The sequence below is a fragment of the Acidovorax sp. GW821-FHT10A04 genome, from assembly GCF_059415825.1.
In genome coordinates this window covers 136,416-154,815 of the sequence record NZ_JBWKNZ010000011.1, presented here as the reverse complement: position 1 = coordinate 154,815, position 18,400 = coordinate 136,416, and the positions used below count along the sequence as shown (strand labels likewise).

General features: G+C 67.8%; 19 protein-coding genes. 13 read left to right on the top strand and 6 right to left on the bottom strand.

The window, feature by feature from the left end; translation table 11 throughout:
- Position 1 precedes the first annotated feature (1 nt).
- Positions 2–1,048, bottom strand: coding sequence for a substrate-binding domain-containing protein (locus tag AC07PF_RS22400; protein WP_007854385.1), 1,047 nt, complete (start codon positions 1,046–1,048; stop codon positions 2–4).
- Between the two features lie 181 nt (positions 1,049–1,229).
- Here AC07PF_RS22400 and AC07PF_RS22395 point away from each other — a divergent pair, with 181 nt between their 5' ends.
- The 3 genes from AC07PF_RS22395 to AC07PF_RS22385 are packed head-to-tail and all read left to right on the top strand — an operon-like array spanning position 1,230 to position 5,300.
- The gene (locus AC07PF_RS22395) at positions 1,230–2,774 is read left to right on the top strand and encodes an FGGY family carbohydrate kinase (RefSeq protein WP_494613324.1); all 1,545 of its coding nucleotides are present in this window, start codon (positions 1,230–1,232) and stop codon (positions 2,772–2,774) included.
- Positions 2,771–4,543: a glycerol-3-phosphate dehydrogenase/oxidase gene (locus AC07PF_RS22390; protein ID WP_494613323.1), complete on the top strand. Its 1,773-nt coding sequence runs from the start codon at positions 2,771–2,773 to the stop codon at positions 4,541–4,543. The genes AC07PF_RS22395 and AC07PF_RS22390 overlap by 4 nt, the downstream gene beginning before the upstream one ends.
- Position 4,544: 1 nt before the next feature.
- Complete coding sequence (locus AC07PF_RS22385) at positions 4,545–5,300, top strand: GntR family transcriptional regulator (RefSeq protein WP_007854371.1); 756 nt, start codon at positions 4,545–4,547, stop codon at positions 5,298–5,300.
- 26 nt (positions 5,301–5,326) lie between these two features.
- On the opposite strand, the gene AC07PF_RS22380 is transcribed toward AC07PF_RS22385, so the two are convergent.
- The 3 genes from AC07PF_RS22380 to AC07PF_RS22370 all read right to left on the bottom strand — a co-directional run bounded on the left by AC07PF_RS22380 (position 5,327) and on the right by AC07PF_RS22370 (position 7,991).
- On the bottom strand, positions 5,327–7,174 hold the full coding sequence (locus tag AC07PF_RS22380) for a DUF1963 domain-containing protein (protein ID WP_494613322.1): 1,848 nt from the start codon (positions 7,172–7,174) through the stop codon (positions 5,327–5,329).
- A gap of 164 nt (positions 7,175–7,338) precedes the next feature.
- Complete coding sequence (locus tag AC07PF_RS22375; protein ID WP_145693723.1) at positions 7,339–7,632, bottom strand: DUF4148 domain-containing protein; 294 nt, start codon at positions 7,630–7,632, stop codon at positions 7,339–7,341.
- A 65-nt stretch (positions 7,633–7,697) separates the two neighbouring features.
- On the bottom strand, positions 7,698–7,991 hold the full coding sequence (locus tag AC07PF_RS22370; RefSeq protein WP_145697286.1) for a DUF4148 domain-containing protein: 294 nt from the start codon (positions 7,989–7,991) through the stop codon (positions 7,698–7,700).
- A gap of 424 nt (positions 7,992–8,415) precedes the next feature.
- On the opposite strand from AC07PF_RS22370, the gene AC07PF_RS22365 reads away from it, so the two are divergent.
- The 5 genes from AC07PF_RS22365 to AC07PF_RS22345 all read left to right on the top strand — a co-directional run bounded on the left by AC07PF_RS22365 (position 8,416) and on the right by AC07PF_RS22345 (position 12,002).
- Positions 8,416–9,903 (top strand): protein adenylyltransferase SelO, encoded by a 1,488-nt coding sequence (locus tag AC07PF_RS22365; protein ID WP_494613321.1) that lies wholly within the window; start codon positions 8,416–8,418, stop codon positions 9,901–9,903.
- Entirely contained in the window at positions 9,900–10,313 is a 414-nt protein-coding gene (msrB, locus tag AC07PF_RS22360; protein WP_494613320.1) for a peptide-methionine (R)-S-oxide reductase MsrB, read from the top strand. The genes AC07PF_RS22365 and msrB overlap by 4 nt, the downstream gene beginning before the upstream one ends.
- Positions 10,314–10,322: 9 nt before the next feature.
- Complete coding sequence (locus AC07PF_RS22355) at positions 10,323–10,862, top strand: septation protein A (RefSeq protein ID WP_007856945.1); 540 nt, start codon at positions 10,323–10,325, stop codon at positions 10,860–10,862.
- A 26-nt stretch (positions 10,863–10,888) separates the two neighbouring features.
- A complete protein-coding gene (locus tag AC07PF_RS22350) occupies positions 10,889–11,149 on the top strand; it encodes a BolA family protein (protein ID WP_035204617.1) in 261 nt (86 codons plus the stop codon).
- A gap of 67 nt (positions 11,150–11,216) precedes the next feature.
- Positions 11,217–12,002 carry a peptidylprolyl isomerase gene (locus tag AC07PF_RS22345; RefSeq protein WP_007856943.1) on the top strand — a complete coding sequence of 262 codons (786 nt, stop codon included), beginning with the start codon at positions 11,217–11,219 and terminating at the stop codon, positions 12,000–12,002.
- Between the two features lie 92 nt (positions 12,003–12,094).
- On the opposite strand, the gene AC07PF_RS22340 is transcribed toward AC07PF_RS22345, so the two are convergent.
- A complete protein-coding gene (locus tag AC07PF_RS22340; protein ID WP_035204597.1) occupies positions 12,095–12,862 on the bottom strand; it encodes an acetyltransferase domain-containing protein in 768 nt (255 codons plus the stop codon).
- Positions 12,863–13,148: 286 nt separating this feature from the next.
- On the opposite strand from AC07PF_RS22340, the gene AC07PF_RS22335 reads away from it, so the two are divergent.
- Genes AC07PF_RS22335 through AC07PF_RS22320 form a run of 4 tightly spaced genes read left to right on the top strand, consistent with a single transcriptional unit; the run spans position 13,149 to position 16,144 of the window.
- Positions 13,149–13,628, top strand: a complete 480-nt coding sequence (locus AC07PF_RS22335) for a Spy/CpxP family protein refolding chaperone (protein ID WP_007856940.1) — start codon at positions 13,149–13,151, stop codon at positions 13,626–13,628.
- 19 nt (positions 13,629–13,647) lie between these two features.
- Positions 13,648–13,947, top strand: a complete 300-nt coding sequence (locus AC07PF_RS22330; protein ID WP_145697297.1) for a hypothetical protein — start codon at positions 13,648–13,650, stop codon at positions 13,945–13,947.
- A gap of 17 nt (positions 13,948–13,964) precedes the next feature.
- A complete protein-coding gene (locus tag AC07PF_RS22325) occupies positions 13,965–14,657 on the top strand; it encodes a response regulator transcription factor (protein ID WP_007856937.1) in 693 nt (230 codons plus the stop codon).
- Positions 14,654–16,144, top strand: coding sequence for a HAMP domain-containing sensor histidine kinase (locus AC07PF_RS22320; RefSeq protein ID WP_494613319.1), 1,491 nt, complete (start codon positions 14,654–14,656; stop codon positions 16,142–16,144). Before AC07PF_RS22325 ends, AC07PF_RS22320 begins: the two co-directional genes overlap by 4 nt.
- Position 16,145: 1 nt before the next feature.
- Here the strand turns inward: AC07PF_RS22320 and AC07PF_RS22315 are convergent, their stop codons facing one another.
- Positions 16,146–17,078 carry a LysR substrate-binding domain-containing protein gene (locus tag AC07PF_RS22315; RefSeq protein WP_494613318.1) on the bottom strand — a complete coding sequence of 311 codons (933 nt, stop codon included), beginning with the start codon at positions 17,076–17,078 and terminating at the stop codon, positions 16,146–16,148.
- Between the two features lie 94 nt (positions 17,079–17,172).
- Between AC07PF_RS22315 and AC07PF_RS22310 the strand changes: the two genes are divergently transcribed.
- Positions 17,173–18,396, top strand: a complete 1,224-nt coding sequence (locus AC07PF_RS22310) for a CaiB/BaiF CoA transferase family protein (protein ID WP_494613317.1) — start codon at positions 17,173–17,175, stop codon at positions 18,394–18,396.
- Positions 18,397–18,400: the final 4 nt, after the last annotated feature.

Here is an 18,400-nt window from a genome sequence, read left to right as displayed (position 1 = left end):
CTCACTCGCTGATGCCCTTGGTGCCGCGGCGGGCGAGGTACTTGTCCCAGTAGAAGTCGTCGGCGTTGGCCTTGCTGACCACGGCCAGGCCGTTGTCCAGGAAGGGCACGGCCATGGGGTTGGTGCCGTTGCGCTTGGCGTCGTTCATCGGGTCGATGAGGCCGGGGTTCTTGGCCAGGAACAGCATCATCATGCCCATGTAGCCCTGCATGCCCTGGTTGGGGTTGATGGCGCCGAACACGTCGCCGGACTTGATCATGTCCAGGATCTTGGCGTTCACGTCGCAGCACATCACCTTGATGTTCTTCTTGGTCTCCACCTTGGCCTGTGCCGCACCCAGGGCCGAGTTGGCCTCGGGCATGAACAGTGCGCCCAGGTTGGGGTTGGCCTGCGCCAGGCTCTGCACGGCCTGGTAGGCCTTGTTCGGGTCCTGGTTGCTCGCGGCGCGGCCCACCAGCTTCATGCCGGGGTGCTTGGTCTTCATGCGGTTGATGAAGGCGGCGATGCGGCGGTCGTGGTTGTCCTGGCCGGGGTTTTCCAGCACGGCGAACTCGCCCTTGCCGTTCAGGGATGCCGCGATCGCGTCGGCCGCCTGCGCGCCTTCACGCTCGTTGTCCGAAGTGATGAAGGAGGTGCGCTTGGAGTTGGGCGAGTCGGCTGCGAAGGTGACCACCGGGATCCCCATCGCCGCGGCGCGGTTGATGGGTTCGATGAACGGGTCGGGGTTCATGGGGTGCAGTAGGATGCCGGCGGGCTTGCGTGCCAGCTCCTGCTCGAACGATGCCAACTGCTTGTTCACGTCGTATTCCGGCGTGCCGGTGTAGCGGGTGCGCACACCCAGGGTGCGGCCCAGCTGCTTCATCATTTCGTAGACCGGAAACCAGTACTCCACGCCCGAGACCATCACGTTCATCACGTAGACGTCGCTGGGGTTGCCGCGCAGGCCGCCCGCTGCGGCGGGGGCCGCTGCAGGCTGCTGTGCGAATGCGCTTGTGCCGGCCAGGCCGATACCGGCAGCGGCTGCGGACTTCAGGAAATTACGCCTCATTTTTTGTCTCCTCTTGTTGAACGGTGCAGCATGGGATGCTGCTTTCTCCAGGGCTGCGATGGGGTGCTTGGTGTCACGACAGTTGTTATGACAGGTAGAATGTAAGCGTGGATCGAATCTCCAGATAGTTAGGGGAAACACTACTGGATATACCCGCTGGTTCGGCGGAAGCTGTTATGACATGAAGACCCAACTACTGATCGGCATCGACCTCGGGTCGAGCAGCCTCAAAGCCTTGGCCCTGGAGGCCGCGAGCGGCCGCACCGTCGCCCTGTCCCGCATGCCCCTGCAGCACGACCGCCTGCCAGGCGGTGGCTGCGAAGTGGGCGATCCCATGCTCCGTTCGGCCCTGTCCGCCGTGCTGCGCGATGTGGCCCACCAACTGGGCCGCCGCGTGGCCGATGTGCGCGCCATCGGCTGCACGGGGCACGGCGCAGGCCTGTACGCGCTGGATGCGCGCGGTGAACTCGCAGGCGGGCGCGCCGTGGCCTCGACCGACCAGCGCGCCGGCGCACGCGCCCAGTCCCTGGCCGCCAGCCACGGGCCGCAGCTGCTGGCAGACGTCGGCTGCCAGCCCTGGCCCGGCCAGCCCACCGTGATCGCCGCCGAGCTGCTGGGCAGCGATGCCGTGCGCAGCGGCGCGCTGCAGCGCCTGATGTTCGCCAAGGACTATGTGGGCTTTCTGCTCACCGGCCAGATCGCCACCGACGCCAGCGACGCCAGCACGGCAGGCCTGCTGTCCGTGGCCAGCGGCGACTGGTCGCCGCTGGCCTTTTCCGCCCCGGGCATCGCCGGTCTGGGGCCGCAGGCTTTCGGGCCACTGGTGCGCAGTGGCGAGGTGATCGGCACGTTGCAGCCATCGGCGGCATCCGCGCATGGCCTGCCCGTGGGCATTCCCGTGGCCATGGGCGCCATCGACCTGCTGGCCGCGATGACGGCCGTGCGAGCCGAAGAGCGGGGCCGTGCGGTGTCGGTGCTGGGCACCTGGTGCGTGAATGCCGTGATCGGGCCGGTGCTCGAACCTCTGCCCGACGTGGCCTCCACCGTGAACTTCGGTCCCCGCGACCGGCGCCTGTACATGGAGAACAGCCCCTCGTCGATGGCCAACATCGCCTGGCTGGCCGGCGTGCTGGGCTTGCCCGATGCGCGTGCGGTGGTCGACCTGGCGATGTCCGTGCCCCTGGGGGCCGGCGGACTGCGCTTCCTGCCCTTCGTGAACGGCGGGGGCGGCGTCACGGCGGGCTTCGTGGGCCTCAAGAGCCACCACACCCGCGGCGACATGGCGCGTGCCGTGGTCGATGCGGTGGCGGCCCTGCATGCACGCCACACGGCGCGGCTGGCGGCGGGGGGCTTGCCGGTCTCGGCTTCCACCGTGCTGGGCGGCGGCGCCAGCGATACCCGCCTGGTGCGCCTGCTGGCGGGCCTGCTGGGGCACCCGGTGGAGCGCTGTGCAGACGACGAAACCGGTGCCCGTGGCGCGGCGATCTATGCCGCCCGGTCCCAGGGCATCGACCCCCATCCCTTGCACGCGAACTGCGACACGGTCGAGCCCGATGCCAGCCAGGCGCGTGCCCACGCGGACTTCAACGCCTCCTTCAACGAACTGATCGCCACCATGTCCCCTGTCTTCGGCCATCTGGCCGGCCACGCGCCCGAGCGCGCGCCACAGCCCCCCGCGGCGACGGCGGCCCCCGTCCCGCCGCAGCGCGTGGAGGCCTTGCCATGAGCGCCTCCACCCCCATGCCATTCGTGCGCCCGGCCGCCGTGGCGGGTCGCCATTTCTCCACCGTGATCGTGGGCGCCGGCATCAACGGCGTGGGCGTGTTCCGCGACCTCTCGCTGCAGGGTGTGGACTGCCTCATCGTCGACAAGGGCGACTTCAGCGCCGGTGCCAGCAGCGCGCCTTCGCGCATGATCCACGGCGGCCTGCGCTACCTGGAAAGCGGCAGCTTCTCGCTGGTGGCCGAGGCCACGCGCGAGCGCAATCTGCTCTTGCGCAACGCGCCGCACCTGGTGCAGCCGCTCAAGACCGTGGTGCCGCTGTCGAGCTTCTTCGGCGGGCTGATGAGCAGCGCGCTCAAGTTCCTGGGCCGCACCCCGCCCCAGCGCACGCGCGGCCTGCTGGCCGTGGCCACGGGGCTGCGCCTGTACGACCTCTTGGGCCGGCGCCAGCGCGTGATGCCCAACCACCGCATCAGCCGTGTGCAGCCGGCCGACCGCCTGCTGTTTCGCGCGGCCGTGCGCTGGACGGCGACCTTCTTCGACGCCTGGATCAGCCACCCCGAATGGCTGGTGCTGGAGCTGGTGCGCGACGCCTGCCGCGACCAGCCGCGCTCGGCGGCCAGCAACCACTGCCGCGTGATGGGCTGCGCGGGCAAGACCCTCACGCTGCGCGACGAAGTCACGGGCGAGGTGGTGCAGGTGACGGCCGACACGGTGGTCAATGCCAGCGGCGCCTGGCTGGACCGCAGCACCGAACTGCTGGGCGGCGCGGGGCCGCGCGTGATGGGCACCAAGGGCTCGCACCTGGTGCTCGACCACCCCCTGCTGCGCGACGCGCTGGGCGGGCGCATGGCCTATTTCGAGGCGTTGGACGGGCGCGTGTGCATCGTCTACCCCTTCCTGGACCGGGTGCTGGTGGGCTCCACCGACATCCCGGTGGACGACCCCGACCAGATCGCCACCGAACCGGCCGAAGTGGACTACCTGCTCGAGGTGCTGGGCGAGGTGTTCCCCAACCTGGCCTTCGGCCGCCGCGACGTGGTCTACACCTATGTGGGCGTGCGGCCGCTGGCGCGCTCGGACGCCGACAAGCCGGGACAGATCTCGCGCGACCATTCGGTAGTGATCGACCCTCCCTCGCCATCGCGCGACATTCCGGTCGTGGGCCTGGTGGGCGGCAAGTGGACCACCTTTCGCGCGCTGGCCGAGGAGGCTACCGACGAGGTGCTGCGCCTGCTGGGGCGCGGGCGCACGGCTTCGACCCGGCAACTGCCCATTGGCGGCGGCACCGACATGCCGCAGGGCGGGCAGGCGACCGAGCGTTTCATCGACCGCATCGCCCAGGATTCCGGCCTGGGCCGTGTCCGCGCCCAGGCACTGCTGCGCCGCTACGGCTCCCAGGCCTTGCGCATGGCCCAGCATTTCAAGGTGGCAGGCGACGTGCCGCTGCAGCATGCACCCGACTACTCGGCGGCGGAGGTGGCCTGGCTGTGCACCGAAACCGGCGTGATCCACCTCGACGACCTGGTGATCCGGCGCACGCTGCTGGCCATCCGCGGCCTCGTCACGGATGCGGCGCTGGCCGAAATGGCGGGCATCGCCGCACAGGCGCTGGGCTGGAATGCGGAGCGCGAACGGCAGGAACTGCACAATTGCACCACCGCACTGCGCGAGCGCCATGGCGTGCGCCTGGCCCCCGCAGTCCCCGATTCCGATGCGGCGCCGGCTTTCCATGCATCATTGACCATCCATCCGGCCCTGAGCCCGTCCTGACGTGAATTCACCGACCGAACTCCAGCCCCTGCTCGACCGCAACTCCGAATCGCCCCTGTGGGCGCAGTTCCGCGATGCCCTGCGCCTGCAGATACTGCAGGGCGAACTGGCCATCGGCGCCAAGCTGCCCTCCGAGGCCGAGCTCGGCGAGCAGTTCGGCATCTCGCGCATCGTGGTGCGCGAGGCGCTGGCCGACCTGGTGCGCAACAACCTGATCTACAAGATCAAGGGCCGCGGCGCGTTTGTCGCGGCGCGCGAGCGCGACGAGGACTTCGTCTCCACCGTGCTCGGCTTCTCCGACGAAATGGAGCGCAAGGGCCGCTCGGTGCGCACCCAGATCCTGTCGCAGCAGCTGCGCGACCCCACGCCGCAGGAGATCAGCGCGCTGGGCCTTACCGACGATACCCAGGTGGTGGCGCTCAAGCGGCTGCGCAGCGTGGACGGCGAGCTGCGCTTGCTGGTGGAAACCGTGGTTCCCGCCGACCTGGCGCCCGGCCTGCACCGCATGCGCCTCGATGACCGCTCGCTGTACGACGTGCTGCGCCGCCAGTACGGTGTGCGCCTGGTGCGCGCCGAGCGCTGGATCGATGCCGTGCTGCCCGACGCCGAGACCTGCACGCTGCTGCAGCTGGAACACCCCGAGCCGCTGCTGCGCATCGAGTCGATCGCCTATGGCGCCAATGGCCGGCGCCTGGAGTACTACAACGCCTTGCACCGCTGCAAGTCCAGCCGCCTGCACGTACAGACCACGACCTGAGCGGACTGCAACGCTCTCTCGGTCGATCAGGAACTCTCGATAAAACCCAGCACGCGCGAGAAATCGCAGAGGGCCAGGTCCTTGCGGTGGATGGTGAAGGTCAGGGTGCCGGCGTCCCAGAACTCGAAGCCCGGGTGCCGGTCGGAACCCAGGCGCAGCAGGTTCACCCACTCGCCGGGGCTGCCGCGTTGCAGCGCCACGGATTGCTCCTCGGGGCTTTCGTGCTGGGTGAAAACAAAGGCGTTCTGCAGGTGCACGCCGTGCTGGTTGTCCGGGCTGAACGACAACTCCTCGGCCAGGGTATCGTAGACCTCGCTCAGCGCGTCGTCCCCGTGGATGTCCATGAGCCCTGCGTCGTCCCCCGTGTAGCGCCCATGGGCGTTGTAGAGGATGGGCAGGGACACGGTGGCGTCCACCACGGCCCGGTAGCCCGTGTAGGCCCGGGACACGTCGATGTCGTCCACCGAATCGACCTCTGTCCCCCAGATGTGGGGCACGAGGGAACTGCGCGGCGAGGTGTCGTGCAGCACGCGCACGCCGTCGGACGGGTCCTGGCTCTGGGCAAAGAAGTACAGCCGCCCGGTGCGCGGCAGCCAGCTTTGCAGACCGGCGATGGCGTCGAGGTCCAGCTGCGCATAAAAGTGCCAGGGCTTGCCGTCGGTCGTGGGGTAGGGCAGGCCGGGCGGCAGGTCCGGCGCGCCGCCAAAGCGGGTGCCGCCGCGCACCGGCGGCGCATCGGGCTCGGTGGTGCGCCAGCGCAGGGCCTGGCGGGCGTGGCGCAGCAGGGCAGGCTCGTGGGCCAGCAATGCGTGCCGGGCCAGGCCGGCATGCAGCAGGGCGGCATGCGCGGGGCTGCTGCGTGCCAGAAACGGCTCGGCGCTCGTGGCCACGTCGATCTCAGGGCGGTAGCGCATGTCGCGGAACAGCGGCAGGTAGCGCACGTCCACCTGCAGGTTCTCGATGCGATCAATCGAGGCGGGCAGGGAGGTGAAGGCGTTGCCGCTCAGGTTCAGGGCCTTGAGCGACGGCATGTGGCCTATGGCCTCGGGCAGCGAGGTGAGGCGGTTGTAGGACAGGTCCAGCCGTTCGAGGTGGGGCAGCTGGGCGATCTGCTCGGAAACGCTGGTGAGCATTCCGTGGGACATGGCCAGGTGGCGCAGTTGCCCGAGCTGGCCTATGGCATCGGGCAGGTGCTGCACGCTGGTGTTTGACAGGTCCAGCCGGGTCAGTTGCTGCAGCGTGCCGATCTCTTCGGGCAGTTCCGTGAAGCGGGCATGGCCCGTGGAGGCATAGTCCAGGATCAGCGACTCGATGGCGGTGAACGCCAGCACTTCTTCGGGGAACCGGTCGGTCCTGGGGGTGTCCGGCCGCCATTGCTGGCGCAAGCTCAGGTGGCGCACCGTGTCGGCGGGCACGGCCTGTGCTGCTTGCAGGCTGTGGAAGTCGCGGGGCTTGGGGCGCACCTGGCCATGGGGAAAGTGGCGCACCAGGTGCAGGGGCGTGCCCTGGCTGTCGTCATGGTGCTCCTGGCGCAGCACGCCATGCAGGGCGATTCGGTCAGGGGCCAGGTCGACCTGGCCGAAAAAGCGCAGACCGTACGCCACGCCCTGGACGTAGAGATGGAATGGGGAGTCCGGGTCGGTGTGCGGGTAGGAGAACACCCGGTGCGGTTCCCCCGCGCGGTCGTCGAAATGGAACAGGCCGCTGGACCACAGATGCGGTGCAGGGTTGCCCTGCTCGGGCGCGTGTTCGGCCTTGAAATCGAAGCGCATGCCGCCGTCTTCGAATACCACCCTGGAGTCTGCGGAGAACGAGAACGACGTGGCGCCGATCTGGAAAACGTCCTGGGGCGGGGCGGTGGAAGTGGGAGTCATGGCGCGGTCGGGTCTGCAAATGTCCCGGCCGATTGTGGCAAACCCGCGCCACGAAAAAAGGGCTCCCGCATGGGAGCCCTTTCAGGGAGTCAGGGGAAACACTTCCACATGGTGGCGGTGCCCACGACCGTGAGACACCACCACCATGGGAAGGCCCGCATTCTTTACAGGGCGCTGATTTCGCCCGAAGGGATCTGGCCCAGGCGCACGGCTTCGGCGGCTGCTGCACGCACGGCAGCGCGGTCGGCCGTGGACTTGTAGGTCACGACGCGCGAGCCAGCGGGCTCGATGCTGCGGGTCTGGGCCACGGTAGCGGCTTCTGCAGCCACTTCGGCGCGGGTGCGGTTCGTGTCGAACTTCAGCGCGAACTGCGAGCTGTCGGCTTCGTCAGCGTGGGCACCGAAAGCGGAGAAAGCAGCCACAGCGGCGATGGACAGGAAACGTGCGGTCTTGTTCATGGTGATCTCGATTCTTTACTTTGTTTATTGATTGGGTAGGGGGTCGGTTCAGTCCGGGGCGCTGATTACAGAGCGCCGATTTCGCCAAAAGAGATCTGGCCGGTGCGCACAGCGTCAGCAGCCTGGGCACGCACGGCAGCGCGGTCAGCAGTCGACTTGTAGGTCACGACACGCGAACCAGCAGGTTCGATGCTGCGGGTCTGGGCCACGGTAGCGGCTTCAGCGGCCACTTCGGCGCGGGTGCGGTTGGTTTCGAACTTGGTGGCGAATTGCGAAGCGTCGGCTTCGTCGGCCTGGGCACCAAACGATGCGAAAGCGGCAACAGCGGCGATGGAGAGGAAGCGTGCGGTCGTGTTCATGATGAAAATCCTTAAAGTGAAAAAGCGTCTCAAAAAAACCGGAGAGAAAACAACTTCAGACCGGGTTCGGTGAGTCGCCTTGCGGGTTCGGCTCATCGATGGGTTGAACTGTACGCCTCAGGTGACCAGAGAAAAACCACCCAGTCGCGAACTAACTGTTCCAGTTTTAGAAATAATAATTGGGGTAGAAGGCCTGGGTTTACCCTTATCTGTTGGGGCTCGCATTTTTCAAAAAAGATAGCACCATGTGTATTGAAATATTGGTTTTGAATCGGTTTTTGTGCTTCTGGTGAAGTCGATTCCGCAGACTGGCGATTCGACGCCATCATTGCAACGATTGAAACGCCTGGACACAAAATGCCGACTCCCGACTCGGCATGCCCCGCCTGGCAGCAAGGCATCGCCCCTGGGGGACAATCCGTGCATGAACATGTCTTCCGACGGCGACACTGCGGGCGCCGCATCCGGCCTGGCCTGGCAACCCGGCTTTGCCGCCCTGGGCCCGGCCTTTTTCACCGAACTGCAGCCCACGCCCCTGCCCAGCCCCCATTGGGTGGGCACGAGTGCCAGCGTGGCGCGCCTGCTGGGCCTGGACGAGGCCTGGCTGCGCAGCGATGCGGCCTTGCAGGCTTTCGCGGGCAATGCCCTCCTCCCCGGTTCACGCCCGTTGGCCAGTGTGTACAGCGGCCACCAGTTCGGCATCTGGGCCGGCCAGTTGGGCGATGGCCGGGCTATCCTGCTCGGCGAGACGGCGCAGGGGCTGGAGATCCAGCTCAAGGGCGCAGGCCGCACGCCGTATTCGCGCATGGGCGATGGCCGGGCCGTGCTGCGCTCGAGCATCCGCGAGTTCCTGTGCAGCGAGGCCATGCAGGGACTGGGGGTGCCGACCACGCGGGCGCTGTGCATCACGGGCTCCCCCGCGCCGGTGCGCCGCGAGGAGGTCGAGACGGCGGCCGTGGTGGCCCGCGTGGCGCCGAGCTTCGTGCGCTTCGGCCATTTCGAGCACTTCTCGGCCAACGACATGGACGACGAACTCCAGGCCCTGGCCGACTACGTGATCGACCGCTACTACCCGGACTGCCGTGGCCGCAGCGAGCTGGCCGGCAACCCCTATGCGGCGCTGCTGCAGGCGGTGAGCGAGCGCACGGCGGTGCTCATGGCGCAGTGGCAGGCCGTGGGCTTTTGCCATGGGGTGATGAACACCGACAACATGAGCATCCTGGGCCTGACCATCGACTACGGGCCGTTCCAGTTCCTCGATTCCTTCGTGCCTGGCCATGTCTGCAACCACAGCGACACCCAGGGCCGCTATGCCTACAACCGCCAGCCCAACGTGGCGTACTGGAATGTGTTCTGCCTGGCGCAGGCGTTGCTGCCGCTGATCGGCGACCAGGAGCTGGCCATGGCCGCGCTGGAATCGTACAAGACCGTCTTTCCCGCCGAGTTCATGGCCCGCATGCGCGACAAGCTGGGCCTGGGTGAGCGGGCAGAGGAGGGCGATGCCGAACTGATCGACGGCCTGCTGGTTGTGTTGGCCAAGGGCGGCGTCGACTATCCCATTTTTTGGCGCCGGCTGTCCCATGCGGTGGGCTCGGGCGAGTTCGAACCCGTGCGCGGCATGGTCCCCGACCAGGCGGCCTGGGACGCGTGGCTGGCAAAGTACCTGGCAGAGCCCCGGCTGGCCGACCGGGAGAAGGCTTCCCGCGCGATGCTGGCCACCAACCCCAAGTTCGTGCTGCGCAACCATTTGTGCGAAGAGGCCATCCGCGCGGCGAAACTTGGCGACTTCAGCGCACTCCAAACCTTGCAGCGGCTGCTGGAGCGCCCATTTGAAGAGCACCCCGGGCACGAGTCCTACGCTGCCTTCCCGCCCGCATGGGCTTCCACCATCGAGATCAGCTGTTCATCATGACCTATCCCGTCCACAAGACCGATGCCCAATGGCATGCCGTGCTCGAACAGAAGAACGCCGAGCCCGGCGCCCTGCAGGTGACGCGCTTTGCCGCCACCGAACGCCCCTTCACTGGCAAGTTCGACGCCCACTGGGCCGATGGCAGCTACCATTGCATCTGCTGCGGTGCCAAGCTGTTCGATTCGCACACCAAGTTCGACGCGGGCTGCGGCTGGCCCAGCTTCTCAGAAGCCGTGCCCGGCGCCATCCAGGAAATCGTGGACCACAGCCACGGCATGGTGCGCACCGAGACGGTGTGTGCACAATGCGGGGCCCACCTGGGCCATGTGTTCGAGGACGGCCCCCAGCCCACCGGCCTGCGCTACTGCATGAATTCGGCCTCCCTTGATTTCGAGGACAAGGCCCCCTGACCCCGCCCCATGAAAATCCTGATCGACTTCCTCCCCATCCTGCTCTTCGTCGGCGCCTACAAGTTTTACAACATCTATGTGGCCACCGGCGTGCTGATGGCGGCCACGGTGGCGCAGATGGCCCTGATCTACCTGATCGACCGGCGGCTGCAGACCATGCACAAGGTGACGCTGGCGCTGATCCTGCTGTTCGGCACGCTCACGCTGGTGCTGCAGGATGACCGCTTCATCAAGTGGAAGCCGACGGTGCTCTATGGCGCCATGGCCCTGGCGCTGGCGGTGGCGCTGTGGATCCTGAAGAAGAACTACCTCAAGCTGCTGCTGGGCAGCCAGATGGAGCTGCCCGATGGCGTCTGGATGCGCCTGAACGTGGCCTGGGTGATCTACTGCGCCTTCATGTCGGCCATCAACGCCTACGTGGTGCTCAATTTCAGCACCGAGGCCTGGGTGGAGTTCAAGCTCTGGGGCTATGCGTTCCCGCTGGTCTTCCTGGTGGCGCAGGGCATCTACATTGCGCCCCATCTCAAGAACGACGAGCCCGCTGCATGACCATGGCACCGACCGATACCACCACGATGCCCAGCCTGGCCCGCCAGATGCATGAGCGCCTGGTCGAGCGCCTGGCGCCCACGGCGCTCGAGGTGATCGACGAAAGCGCCGACCATGCCGGGCATGTGGGGGCCAACGGGACAGGCTTTGGCACCCATTTCCGGGTGCGCATCGCCTCACCTTTGCTTACAGGCAAGCCCCGCGTGGCGCGCCACCGCCTTGTGTATGATGCGCTGCAGGAATTTTTGGATGCGGGCGTCCACGCCCTCGCTATTGAAATCCTCTGAACCGGCCCCACTGTCCTGATCTGCCGTATTTCAGCTGGCAATTACTCTCTCATTTTTTGGATTCCGCATGAAGAAACAGCTCCTGTCCGGCCTCGTGGCCGCTGCCGTGCTGGGCACGTTGGCCCTGCCCGTTTCCGCCCAGAATCTCGCCATCGTCAATGGCAAGGCCATCCCCAAGGAACGCGCTGAAGTGTTCAAACGGCAGTTGGCCAGCTCGGGTCGCCCCGTGACGCCGGAAGTCGAAGGCCAGATCAAGGACGAACTGATCACCCGCGAAGTCTTCATGCAGGAAGCGCAAAAGCGCGGCCTGGAAACCTCGGGCGATTTCAAGGTCCAGATGGAAATGGCGCGCCAGACCATCCTGATCCGGGAACTGTTCGTGGACTTCCAGAAGAACAATCCCGTGACGGACGAGGAAATCAAGGCCGAGTACGACAAGTTCGTGGCCGCCAACAGCGGCAAGGAATACAAGGCCAGCCACATCCTGATCGAGAAGGAAGCCGACGCCAAGGCGGCCATTGCGGCCATCAACAAGGGCGCCAAGTTCGAAGAGATCGCCAAGAAGCAATCCAAGGATCCAGGCTCCGGCGCCAACGGCGGCGCCATGGACTGGGCCAGCCCCTCGAGCTATGTCTCGGAATTCACCGAAGCCATGATCAAGCTCGAAAAGGGCAAGATGTCGCAGACCCCGGTCAAGAGCCAGTTCGGCTACCACATCATCCGCCTGGACGATGTGCGCCAGGCCGAGCTGCCCAAGCTCGAAGACGTGAAGCCCCAGGTCGCCCAGCAGCTGCAACAGCAAAAGCTGGCCAAGTACCAGGAAGAACTGCGCACCAAGGCCAAGATCGAGTAATCGATCGGCCTGCCCAGGTGGTGCGCCTTGCGGCGCGCCGCACAGAAAAAACGCGGCCTTGGCCGCGTTTTTTTCATGGCGGGTGTGCCGGATCAGGGCTTGAGGAGCCAGGCCAGGCCCATCACGATGGGGATCAGCACCGGCTGGTGCAGCATGTAGAAGCTCAGCGACCAGCGGCCCAGCACGGCCAGGGGCGAAAGCGCGGCAGGCAGTCGCACCTGCAGCAGTCCGCCAGGGCGGCCCAGCGCCCATTGGCCTGCGGCCAGCCCCCACCAGAGCACGCCCAGCCAGGGGAAGATGGGCACATAGTCCTCGGTGAAGGGCTTGCGCGCCACCAGCCCCAGCCAGTTGAGCGTGCGGGCGTTGAAGGCCGGTGCCAGCTCGCTCCAGGCCCCTGTGAGCAGGTGGTTGGCCGCCACGGGCAGGGCCAGTGCCCCCAGGCCGCACAGCCACAGCCAGGCGCCCCAACCGGCCGTGAAGCGCGCGATCAACAGCATCACCGCCATGCCGTGCAGCACGCCGAAGTAGATGAAGCTGCGCGGGAACATGAAGAACGAGCCCAGGCTCACCAGCAGGGCGCAGCCGGCGATCTGCAGCCAGCGGCGGGTGAATCGCTGGAAGGTCTGCCCCTGGTGCAATGCGATGGCCTGGCCCAGGCCGGCGCAGAACAGGAACAGGCTCAGGATCAGGGTGCGTTGCGTGGTCCACACCGGGTCGGTGCGGAAGTCCTGGGGCCACAGGCCGAAATGGGCCAGGTCGAAGCAGAAGTGGAAGGCGGCCATCCAGACCATGGCTGCTGCGCGCAGGGCGTCTACGGCTTCGTAGCGGGGTGGGGTGGATGGTTTTGAGAGTGGGTTCATTCGGGGCGCAAGCGCGGTGGGCGTGGGGTGGATCGTAGCGCGACAGGGTTTCACTGCCGCTGGTGGCTGTCTGCTGTTTTGTGCTTTGGCTGAGGGCGGGCGCACATCCCGGCTCCCGCCCTCTGCAAAGGCAAGCCGTCGGCATAGACCCCAATACGTCAATGTTGCCCCGCAACCTCTGGTAGATACATTCTGAAATAAACCGAAACTGCCCCGAGACCCCCAAAAAACCGCCCAGGCGCACCATAGGACCCATGTTCAACACCGTCCATGAAAGGACTGCACCATGAAACCCTGGATCCAAAAAACCCTGGCCGGCGTCTTCGGCGCCACCATCGTCCTGGGCGGTCTGACCGCTTGCGCGGGCGGCCACCGCCACGGCGAGATGGGCCCCGAGAAGATCGCAGAGATCCGCGGCAAGGTCGTCAACCGCGTGAGCAGCAAGCTGGACCTCAACGATGCCCAGAAGGTCAAGCTCAATGCCCTGGCCGACACCCTGCAGGCCCAGCGCGCCGCGTTCAAGGGCAAGACGCCCGACCCGCGCGCCGAGGTGCAGGCCATCGTCGCCGGTGCCACCTTCGACCGTGCCCGCGCCCAGGCCCTGATGGAAGAAAAGACCCGTGCCGTGCAGACCGCCAGCCCCGAGGTGATCACCGCCATGGCCGACTTCTACGACAGCCTGAACCCCGCGCAGCAGCAGAAGGTGCGCGAGCTGATGGACAAGCGCGGCCGCCACGGTGGCGGCGGCTGGATGTCGCGCGGCTGATCGCAGGAAGGAGCCCCGCATGTCACCCACGCTGGAACCCATCCACACACTCACCGAGCGTGTGCGCATGCATGGCCCCCGCCTGCTGGCGGGCCTGCCGGACCCCCATGACGAGCTGATGTCGCTGGTCTGGGGCCCCCGCTTTGACCGCGAGCACGCCATGGGCCTGCTGGCCCGGCAGCCCGAGCATGCCGCCCTGACGCTGCCTGCGCTGCTGGATGCGGCCGACCGCTTCGACGCGCTGCACACCGGCGCCAAGCACCGCCTGCGCCAGCTCATCGTGCGCCACCGGGCGCTCGGTGGCGCGCTGGACAGCTGACCTTCTTAGAATCGGCCATGCACCGGATCCTGCTCATTGATGACGACGCACAGCTCGGCCCCCCGCTGGCGACCTATTTCCAGCGCTTCGAGCTGGAGCTCACGCATGCGCTCAGGCCCAGCGAGGGGCTGGCGCAGCTCGCGGCGGGCGGCTTTGATGCCGCCATCCTCGACGTGATGCTGCCCGAGATGGATGGTTTCGAGCTGTGCCGCACCATCCGCAAGCAGGGGGACCTGCCCATCGTCATGCTCACCGCGCGCGGTGACGTGATGGACCGGGTGGTGGGGCTGGAGCTGGGTGCCGACGACTACCTGCCCAAGCCGTTCGAACCGCGCGAATTGGTCGCGCGCTTGCAGACGGTGCTGCGCCGGCGGCGCAGCGACGGGCCGGGCAATGGACAGGGCCAGGGGCCGCTCGAATTCGAAGGCCTGCACATCGATGCCGCCCGCCGCAGCGTGCTGCGCCAGGGTGTGGCGGTGGAGCTGACGGGCACCGAGTTCGACCTCTTGCACCTGCTGGCGCGCGAGCCGGGCAGGGTGTTCAGCCGCGACGACATCCTGAACCAGCTGCGTGGGCACGAGGCCGAGCTCTACACCCGTGCGGTGGACATCGTGGTCAGCCGCCTGCGCAAGAAGCTCGAGCCGCTGGACTGCATCAAGACGCTGCGCAATGCCGGCTATTCGCTGGCCCTGCGAAAGGCGCCGCCATGAGGCGCTGGGGCCGGCAGGCAACGGCCGCGCTGCCTGGGGATGGGCCGCCAGCGGCGCGGCGCGGCTGGTGGCGCCACCACCATCGCCATGGGATGGGCGAGGACGGCCAGCCGTGCCCCTGGCACCGGCGCGCGCGCGACGCCGTCGGGCACTCGCTGCGCATCCGCCTTGTGCTGCTGTTCCTGGTGCTGGCCTGCATGACCACCATCACCTTCGTGGGGGGCGTGCAAAAGGCCTTGTCGGTCGGCTGGCGCGAGGCGGCGCGGCCGCTGCTCATGGACTATGTGGACCGCCTCACCGGCGAGATCGGCACCCCACCCAGCGTGGAGCGTGCGCAGGCCATAGTGCAGCGCCTGCCGATCCACCTGCGCATCGAGGGGCCCACCGTGAACTGGGCCTCGCACCCCGACATCCAGCGCCCGGACTGGATGCGCGACCACCGTCCACGCAATCCCAAGGAGCGCTGGCTGGACGATGGTGACGAGGGCCACCGCCTGCTGCAGCGCACCACGGCCGACGGCCACTCCATCGAATTCGGCCTGAACGCCATGACCTGGGAGCAAAAGCCCCGCGTGGCCTGGGTCACGCTGTCGGTGCTGCTGCTGCTCACGGGGCTGTCGTACGTCTATGTGCGCCACCTGCTGCGTCCGCTCGACGACATCCGCCGCGGCGCGCGGCGCTTCGGCGAAGGCGACTTCGGCGAGCCGATTCCCGTGCGCCATGCCCACCGGCCCGACGAACTCGGCCAGCTGGCGGCCACCATCAACACCATGGGCGAGGACATCCACCAGATGCTGGAGGCCAAGCGCGCCCTGCTGCTGGCCATGAGCCACGAGCTTCGCAGCCCGCTGACCCGCGCGCGCCTGAACACCGAGCTGCTGCCCGAGGGCCCCGACGTGGGACCCCAGCGCGAGGCGCTGATGCGCGACCTGGGCGAGATGGCGCACCTGATCTCCGACCTGCTGGAGAGCGAGCGCCTGGCAGGCCGGCATGCGGCCCTGCACCGCGAGCCCACCAACCTGCCCGAACTGGCGCGCGAGGTGATCACCGAGCTGGAGGTGCGGCACGAATGCGCCGACGACATCGTGGTCATTGCCGACCCGGCCTTGCCCGTGCTGGCGCTGGACCGGGGGCGCCTGCGCCTGGTGCTGCGCAACCTGCTGGACAACAGCCTGCGCCACTGCGAGCCCACGGCATCGCCGCCCGAGCTGCACCTGCGCAGCACGCCCACGGGCGTGGAGCTGGAGGTGCGCGACCACGGCCCCGGCGTGCCGCCCGAGCACCTGGCGCGCATGGCCCAGGCCTTCTACCGGCCCGATGTGGCGCGCCAGCGCGCCACCGGCGGCGTGGGCCTGGGGCTGTACCTGTGCCGGCTGGTGGCGCAGGCCCATGGCGGCCAGTTCGAGCTGCGCAATGCCTCGCCAGGCCTGTCCGTGCGCATCACGCTGCCGGCCGAGCCTGCGCAGGTGGCGCCCACCAAGGGCTGAGCTAGCGCGCAGCCGCTCCCGGCGCAGTCATCTCGTCGCGTTGCTGCGCGAAGGCGGCCTTGGCGATGCGCGCGAACAGTGCCGAGCGCGGGTTCTCGTGGCCCTGCTGCCCCGGAGATGCCAGCACCACAGACTGGGCTGCCAGCGACCCGCGCAGGCGCCGGCAGGCCAGGCGCTTGCCGTCGTAGCTCCAGTCGCGCACCGGCCGCGTGGTGAGCAGCGAAACGCCCAGGCCATTGGCCACCAGCGAGCGCACCATCTCGATCGAGGGCGTCTGGTGCGCGATGCGCGGCGTGACGCCTGCCTGGCGGAACAGCGAGAGAAAGTACTCGCGGCTGTGCGGCAGGTTGATCAGGATGAAGGGCTCCTGCGCCAGGGTGGACAGCGCAAGGCTGCTGCGCGCGGCCAGCGCATGCCCGGCCGGCAGCAGCGCATAGGGCACGAAGGAGGTGACCGCCTCCAGCCGCACGGCGCGCGCCAGGCCCAGGTCGTAGAGCAGGGCGGTATCGAGCGCGCCGCGCTCGAGCATCTGCACCAGGGTTTCGGTGTCCGCCTCGTGCACCTCGATCTCCACCTGCGGGTGCCGCTCGCGCATGCGCACCAGGATCTCGGGCAGGTAGCGCGGTGCCAGTGTGGACAGGCAACCCACGCGCAGCAGGCCGGCCTCTTCCTCGCGCCGCGGCCCTTCGAGCGCGCGCGCCTTCTCCAGCAGCACCTGTGCCTCGCGCTGGCGCTGCCGGCCTGCGGCCGTGAGCTCCAGCCCGCGTGCATGGCGGCGCACGAACAGCGCTTCGTTCCACAGCGCCTCCAGGTCGGCAATGGCCTTGGAGATGGAGGGCTGCGACACGCTGAGCGCGTGCGCGGCCCGGGCCGCGCCGCCGTGCTGTGCCGCGGCCACGAAATACTCGAGCTGTCGAAGGCTGATGTTGATCAAGATAGTTGATCCATTGCATCAAGATTGAATATTTTATTTTGATAGAGGAATGGGCAACCATGTGAACTCCCGATCAGACACGGAGATCCCTGCCATGACCCCCACCACCCGCCCGCTCGACGGCGTGCGCATCCTCGACTTCAGCCGCGTGCTCGCGGGCCCGCTGTCCACGGCCCTGCTGGCCGACCTGGGTGCCGAGGTCATCAAGGTCGAGCCGCCCACGGGCGACGACTACCGCCACATCGGCCCCATGCGCGAAGGCATGAGCAGCCTGTTCACGGCACTCAACCGCAACAAGAAGAGCCTGGTGCTGGACCTCAAGCACCCCGATGCCGCACAGACCATCGCGGCGCTGGCCGCCACGGCCGACGTGGTGGTCGAGAATTTCCGCCCCGGCGTGGCCGAGCGCCTGGGCGTGGGCCCCGAGGCCTTGCGCGGTGTGAACCCGGGCCTGGTCTACGTGAGCGTTTCGGGCTTCGGCCAGACCGGCCCGCTGGCGCACCTGCCGGCCTACGACATCATCGTGCAGGCCATGAGCGGCCTGATGGAATCCACGGGCGACCCCGATGGCGCGCCCACCATGGTGGGCGAGGCCGTGTCCGACGTGATCGCCGGCCTGTTCGCCTCCTGGGCCACGCTGGCCGCGCTGCTGCAGCAGCGCCGCACGGGCGAAGGCCAGCATGTGGACGTGGCCATGTTCGATGCGACCCTGAGCTTCCTCGTCACCGGCGTGGGCCGTTACCTGTTCACCGGGCAGAGCCCGCGGCGCAGCGGCAACCGGCACGCGTTCTCGGCGCCGTTCGGGGTGTACCGCGCGCAGGACGGGCATTTCGCGCTGGCCGTGCTCAACCACAAGCTGTTCGCATCGCTCGCGCAGCTCATCGGCGAACCCGGCTTTGCCATGGATGCACGCTTTGCGAGCGACGAGCTGCGCCATGCCAACGAACCCGTGCTCGCTGCGGCCATCGAAGCCTGGGCCGCGCAACGGCCGGTGGCCCAGGTGGTGGCCGCGCTGGAGGCGGCCGGCGTGCCTGGCGGCCCGCTGTGGACCACGGCCCAGGCGCTCGAATCCGAGCAGGGCAGGGCGCGCGGCCTGCTGCGCGAGGTGCACGACCCTCGCCTGCCCGGCCTGCGCGTGCCCACGCAGCCGGTCAAGTTCGGTGGCGCCGCGCCCAACCGGGCCGAGCCGGCACCGGCGCTGGGCCAGCACACCGACGAACTCATGGCAGCGCTGCTGCACTGCGGTGGCGAGCGGCTCGCGGCGCTGCGCGAGGCCGGGCTGTTCGGCCCGGCGCAGGCGGCCACCACCTCCCATTGATCCC

What these genes read in the sequence shown, in the direction of transcription:
- AC07PF_RS22400 (WP_007854385.1), bottom strand. Translation starts at nt 1,048, where the DNA reads ATGAGGCGTAATTTCCTGAAGTCCGCAGCCGCTGCCGGTATCGGCCTG.
- AC07PF_RS22395 (WP_494613324.1), top strand. Translation starts at nt 1,230, where the DNA reads ATGAAGACCCAACTACTGATCGGCATCGACCTCGGGTCGAGCAGCCTC.
- AC07PF_RS22390 (WP_494613323.1), top strand. Translation starts at nt 2,771, where the DNA reads ATGAGCGCCTCCACCCCCATGCCATTCGTGCGCCCGGCCGCCGTGGCG.
- AC07PF_RS22380 (WP_494613322.1), bottom strand. Translation starts at nt 7,174, where the DNA reads ATGACTCCCACTTCCACCGCCCCGCCCCAGGACGTTTTCCAGATCGGC.
- AC07PF_RS22375 (WP_145693723.1), bottom strand. Translation starts at nt 7,632, where the DNA reads ATGAACAAGACCGCACGTTTCCTGTCCATCGCCGCTGTGGCTGCTTTC.
- AC07PF_RS22370 (WP_145697286.1), bottom strand. Translation starts at nt 7,991, where the DNA reads ATGAACACGACCGCACGCTTCCTCTCCATCGCCGCTGTTGCCGCTTTC.
- AC07PF_RS22365 (WP_494613321.1), top strand. Translation starts at nt 8,416, where the DNA reads ATGAACATGTCTTCCGACGGCGACACTGCGGGCGCCGCATCCGGCCTG.
- msrB (WP_494613320.1), top strand. Translation starts at nt 9,900, where the DNA reads ATGACCTATCCCGTCCACAAGACCGATGCCCAATGGCATGCCGTGCTC.
- AC07PF_RS22355 (WP_007856945.1), top strand. Translation starts at nt 10,323, where the DNA reads ATGAAAATCCTGATCGACTTCCTCCCCATCCTGCTCTTCGTCGGCGCC.
- AC07PF_RS22350 (WP_035204617.1), top strand. Translation starts at nt 10,889, where the DNA reads ATGCCCAGCCTGGCCCGCCAGATGCATGAGCGCCTGGTCGAGCGCCTG.
- AC07PF_RS22345 (WP_007856943.1), top strand. Translation starts at nt 11,217, where the DNA reads ATGAAGAAACAGCTCCTGTCCGGCCTCGTGGCCGCTGCCGTGCTGGGC.
- AC07PF_RS22340 (WP_035204597.1), bottom strand. Translation starts at nt 12,862, where the DNA reads ATGAACCCACTCTCAAAACCATCCACCCCACCCCGCTACGAAGCCGTA.
- AC07PF_RS22335 (WP_007856940.1), top strand. Translation starts at nt 13,149, where the DNA reads ATGAAACCCTGGATCCAAAAAACCCTGGCCGGCGTCTTCGGCGCCACC.
- AC07PF_RS22330 (WP_145697297.1), top strand. Translation starts at nt 13,648, where the DNA reads ATGTCACCCACGCTGGAACCCATCCACACACTCACCGAGCGTGTGCGC.
- AC07PF_RS22325 (WP_007856937.1), top strand. Translation starts at nt 13,965, where the DNA reads ATGCACCGGATCCTGCTCATTGATGACGACGCACAGCTCGGCCCCCCG.
- AC07PF_RS22320 (WP_494613319.1), top strand. Translation starts at nt 14,654, where the DNA reads ATGAGGCGCTGGGGCCGGCAGGCAACGGCCGCGCTGCCTGGGGATGGG.
- AC07PF_RS22310 (WP_494613317.1), top strand. Translation starts at nt 17,173, where the DNA reads ATGACCCCCACCACCCGCCCGCTCGACGGCGTGCGCATCCTCGACTTC.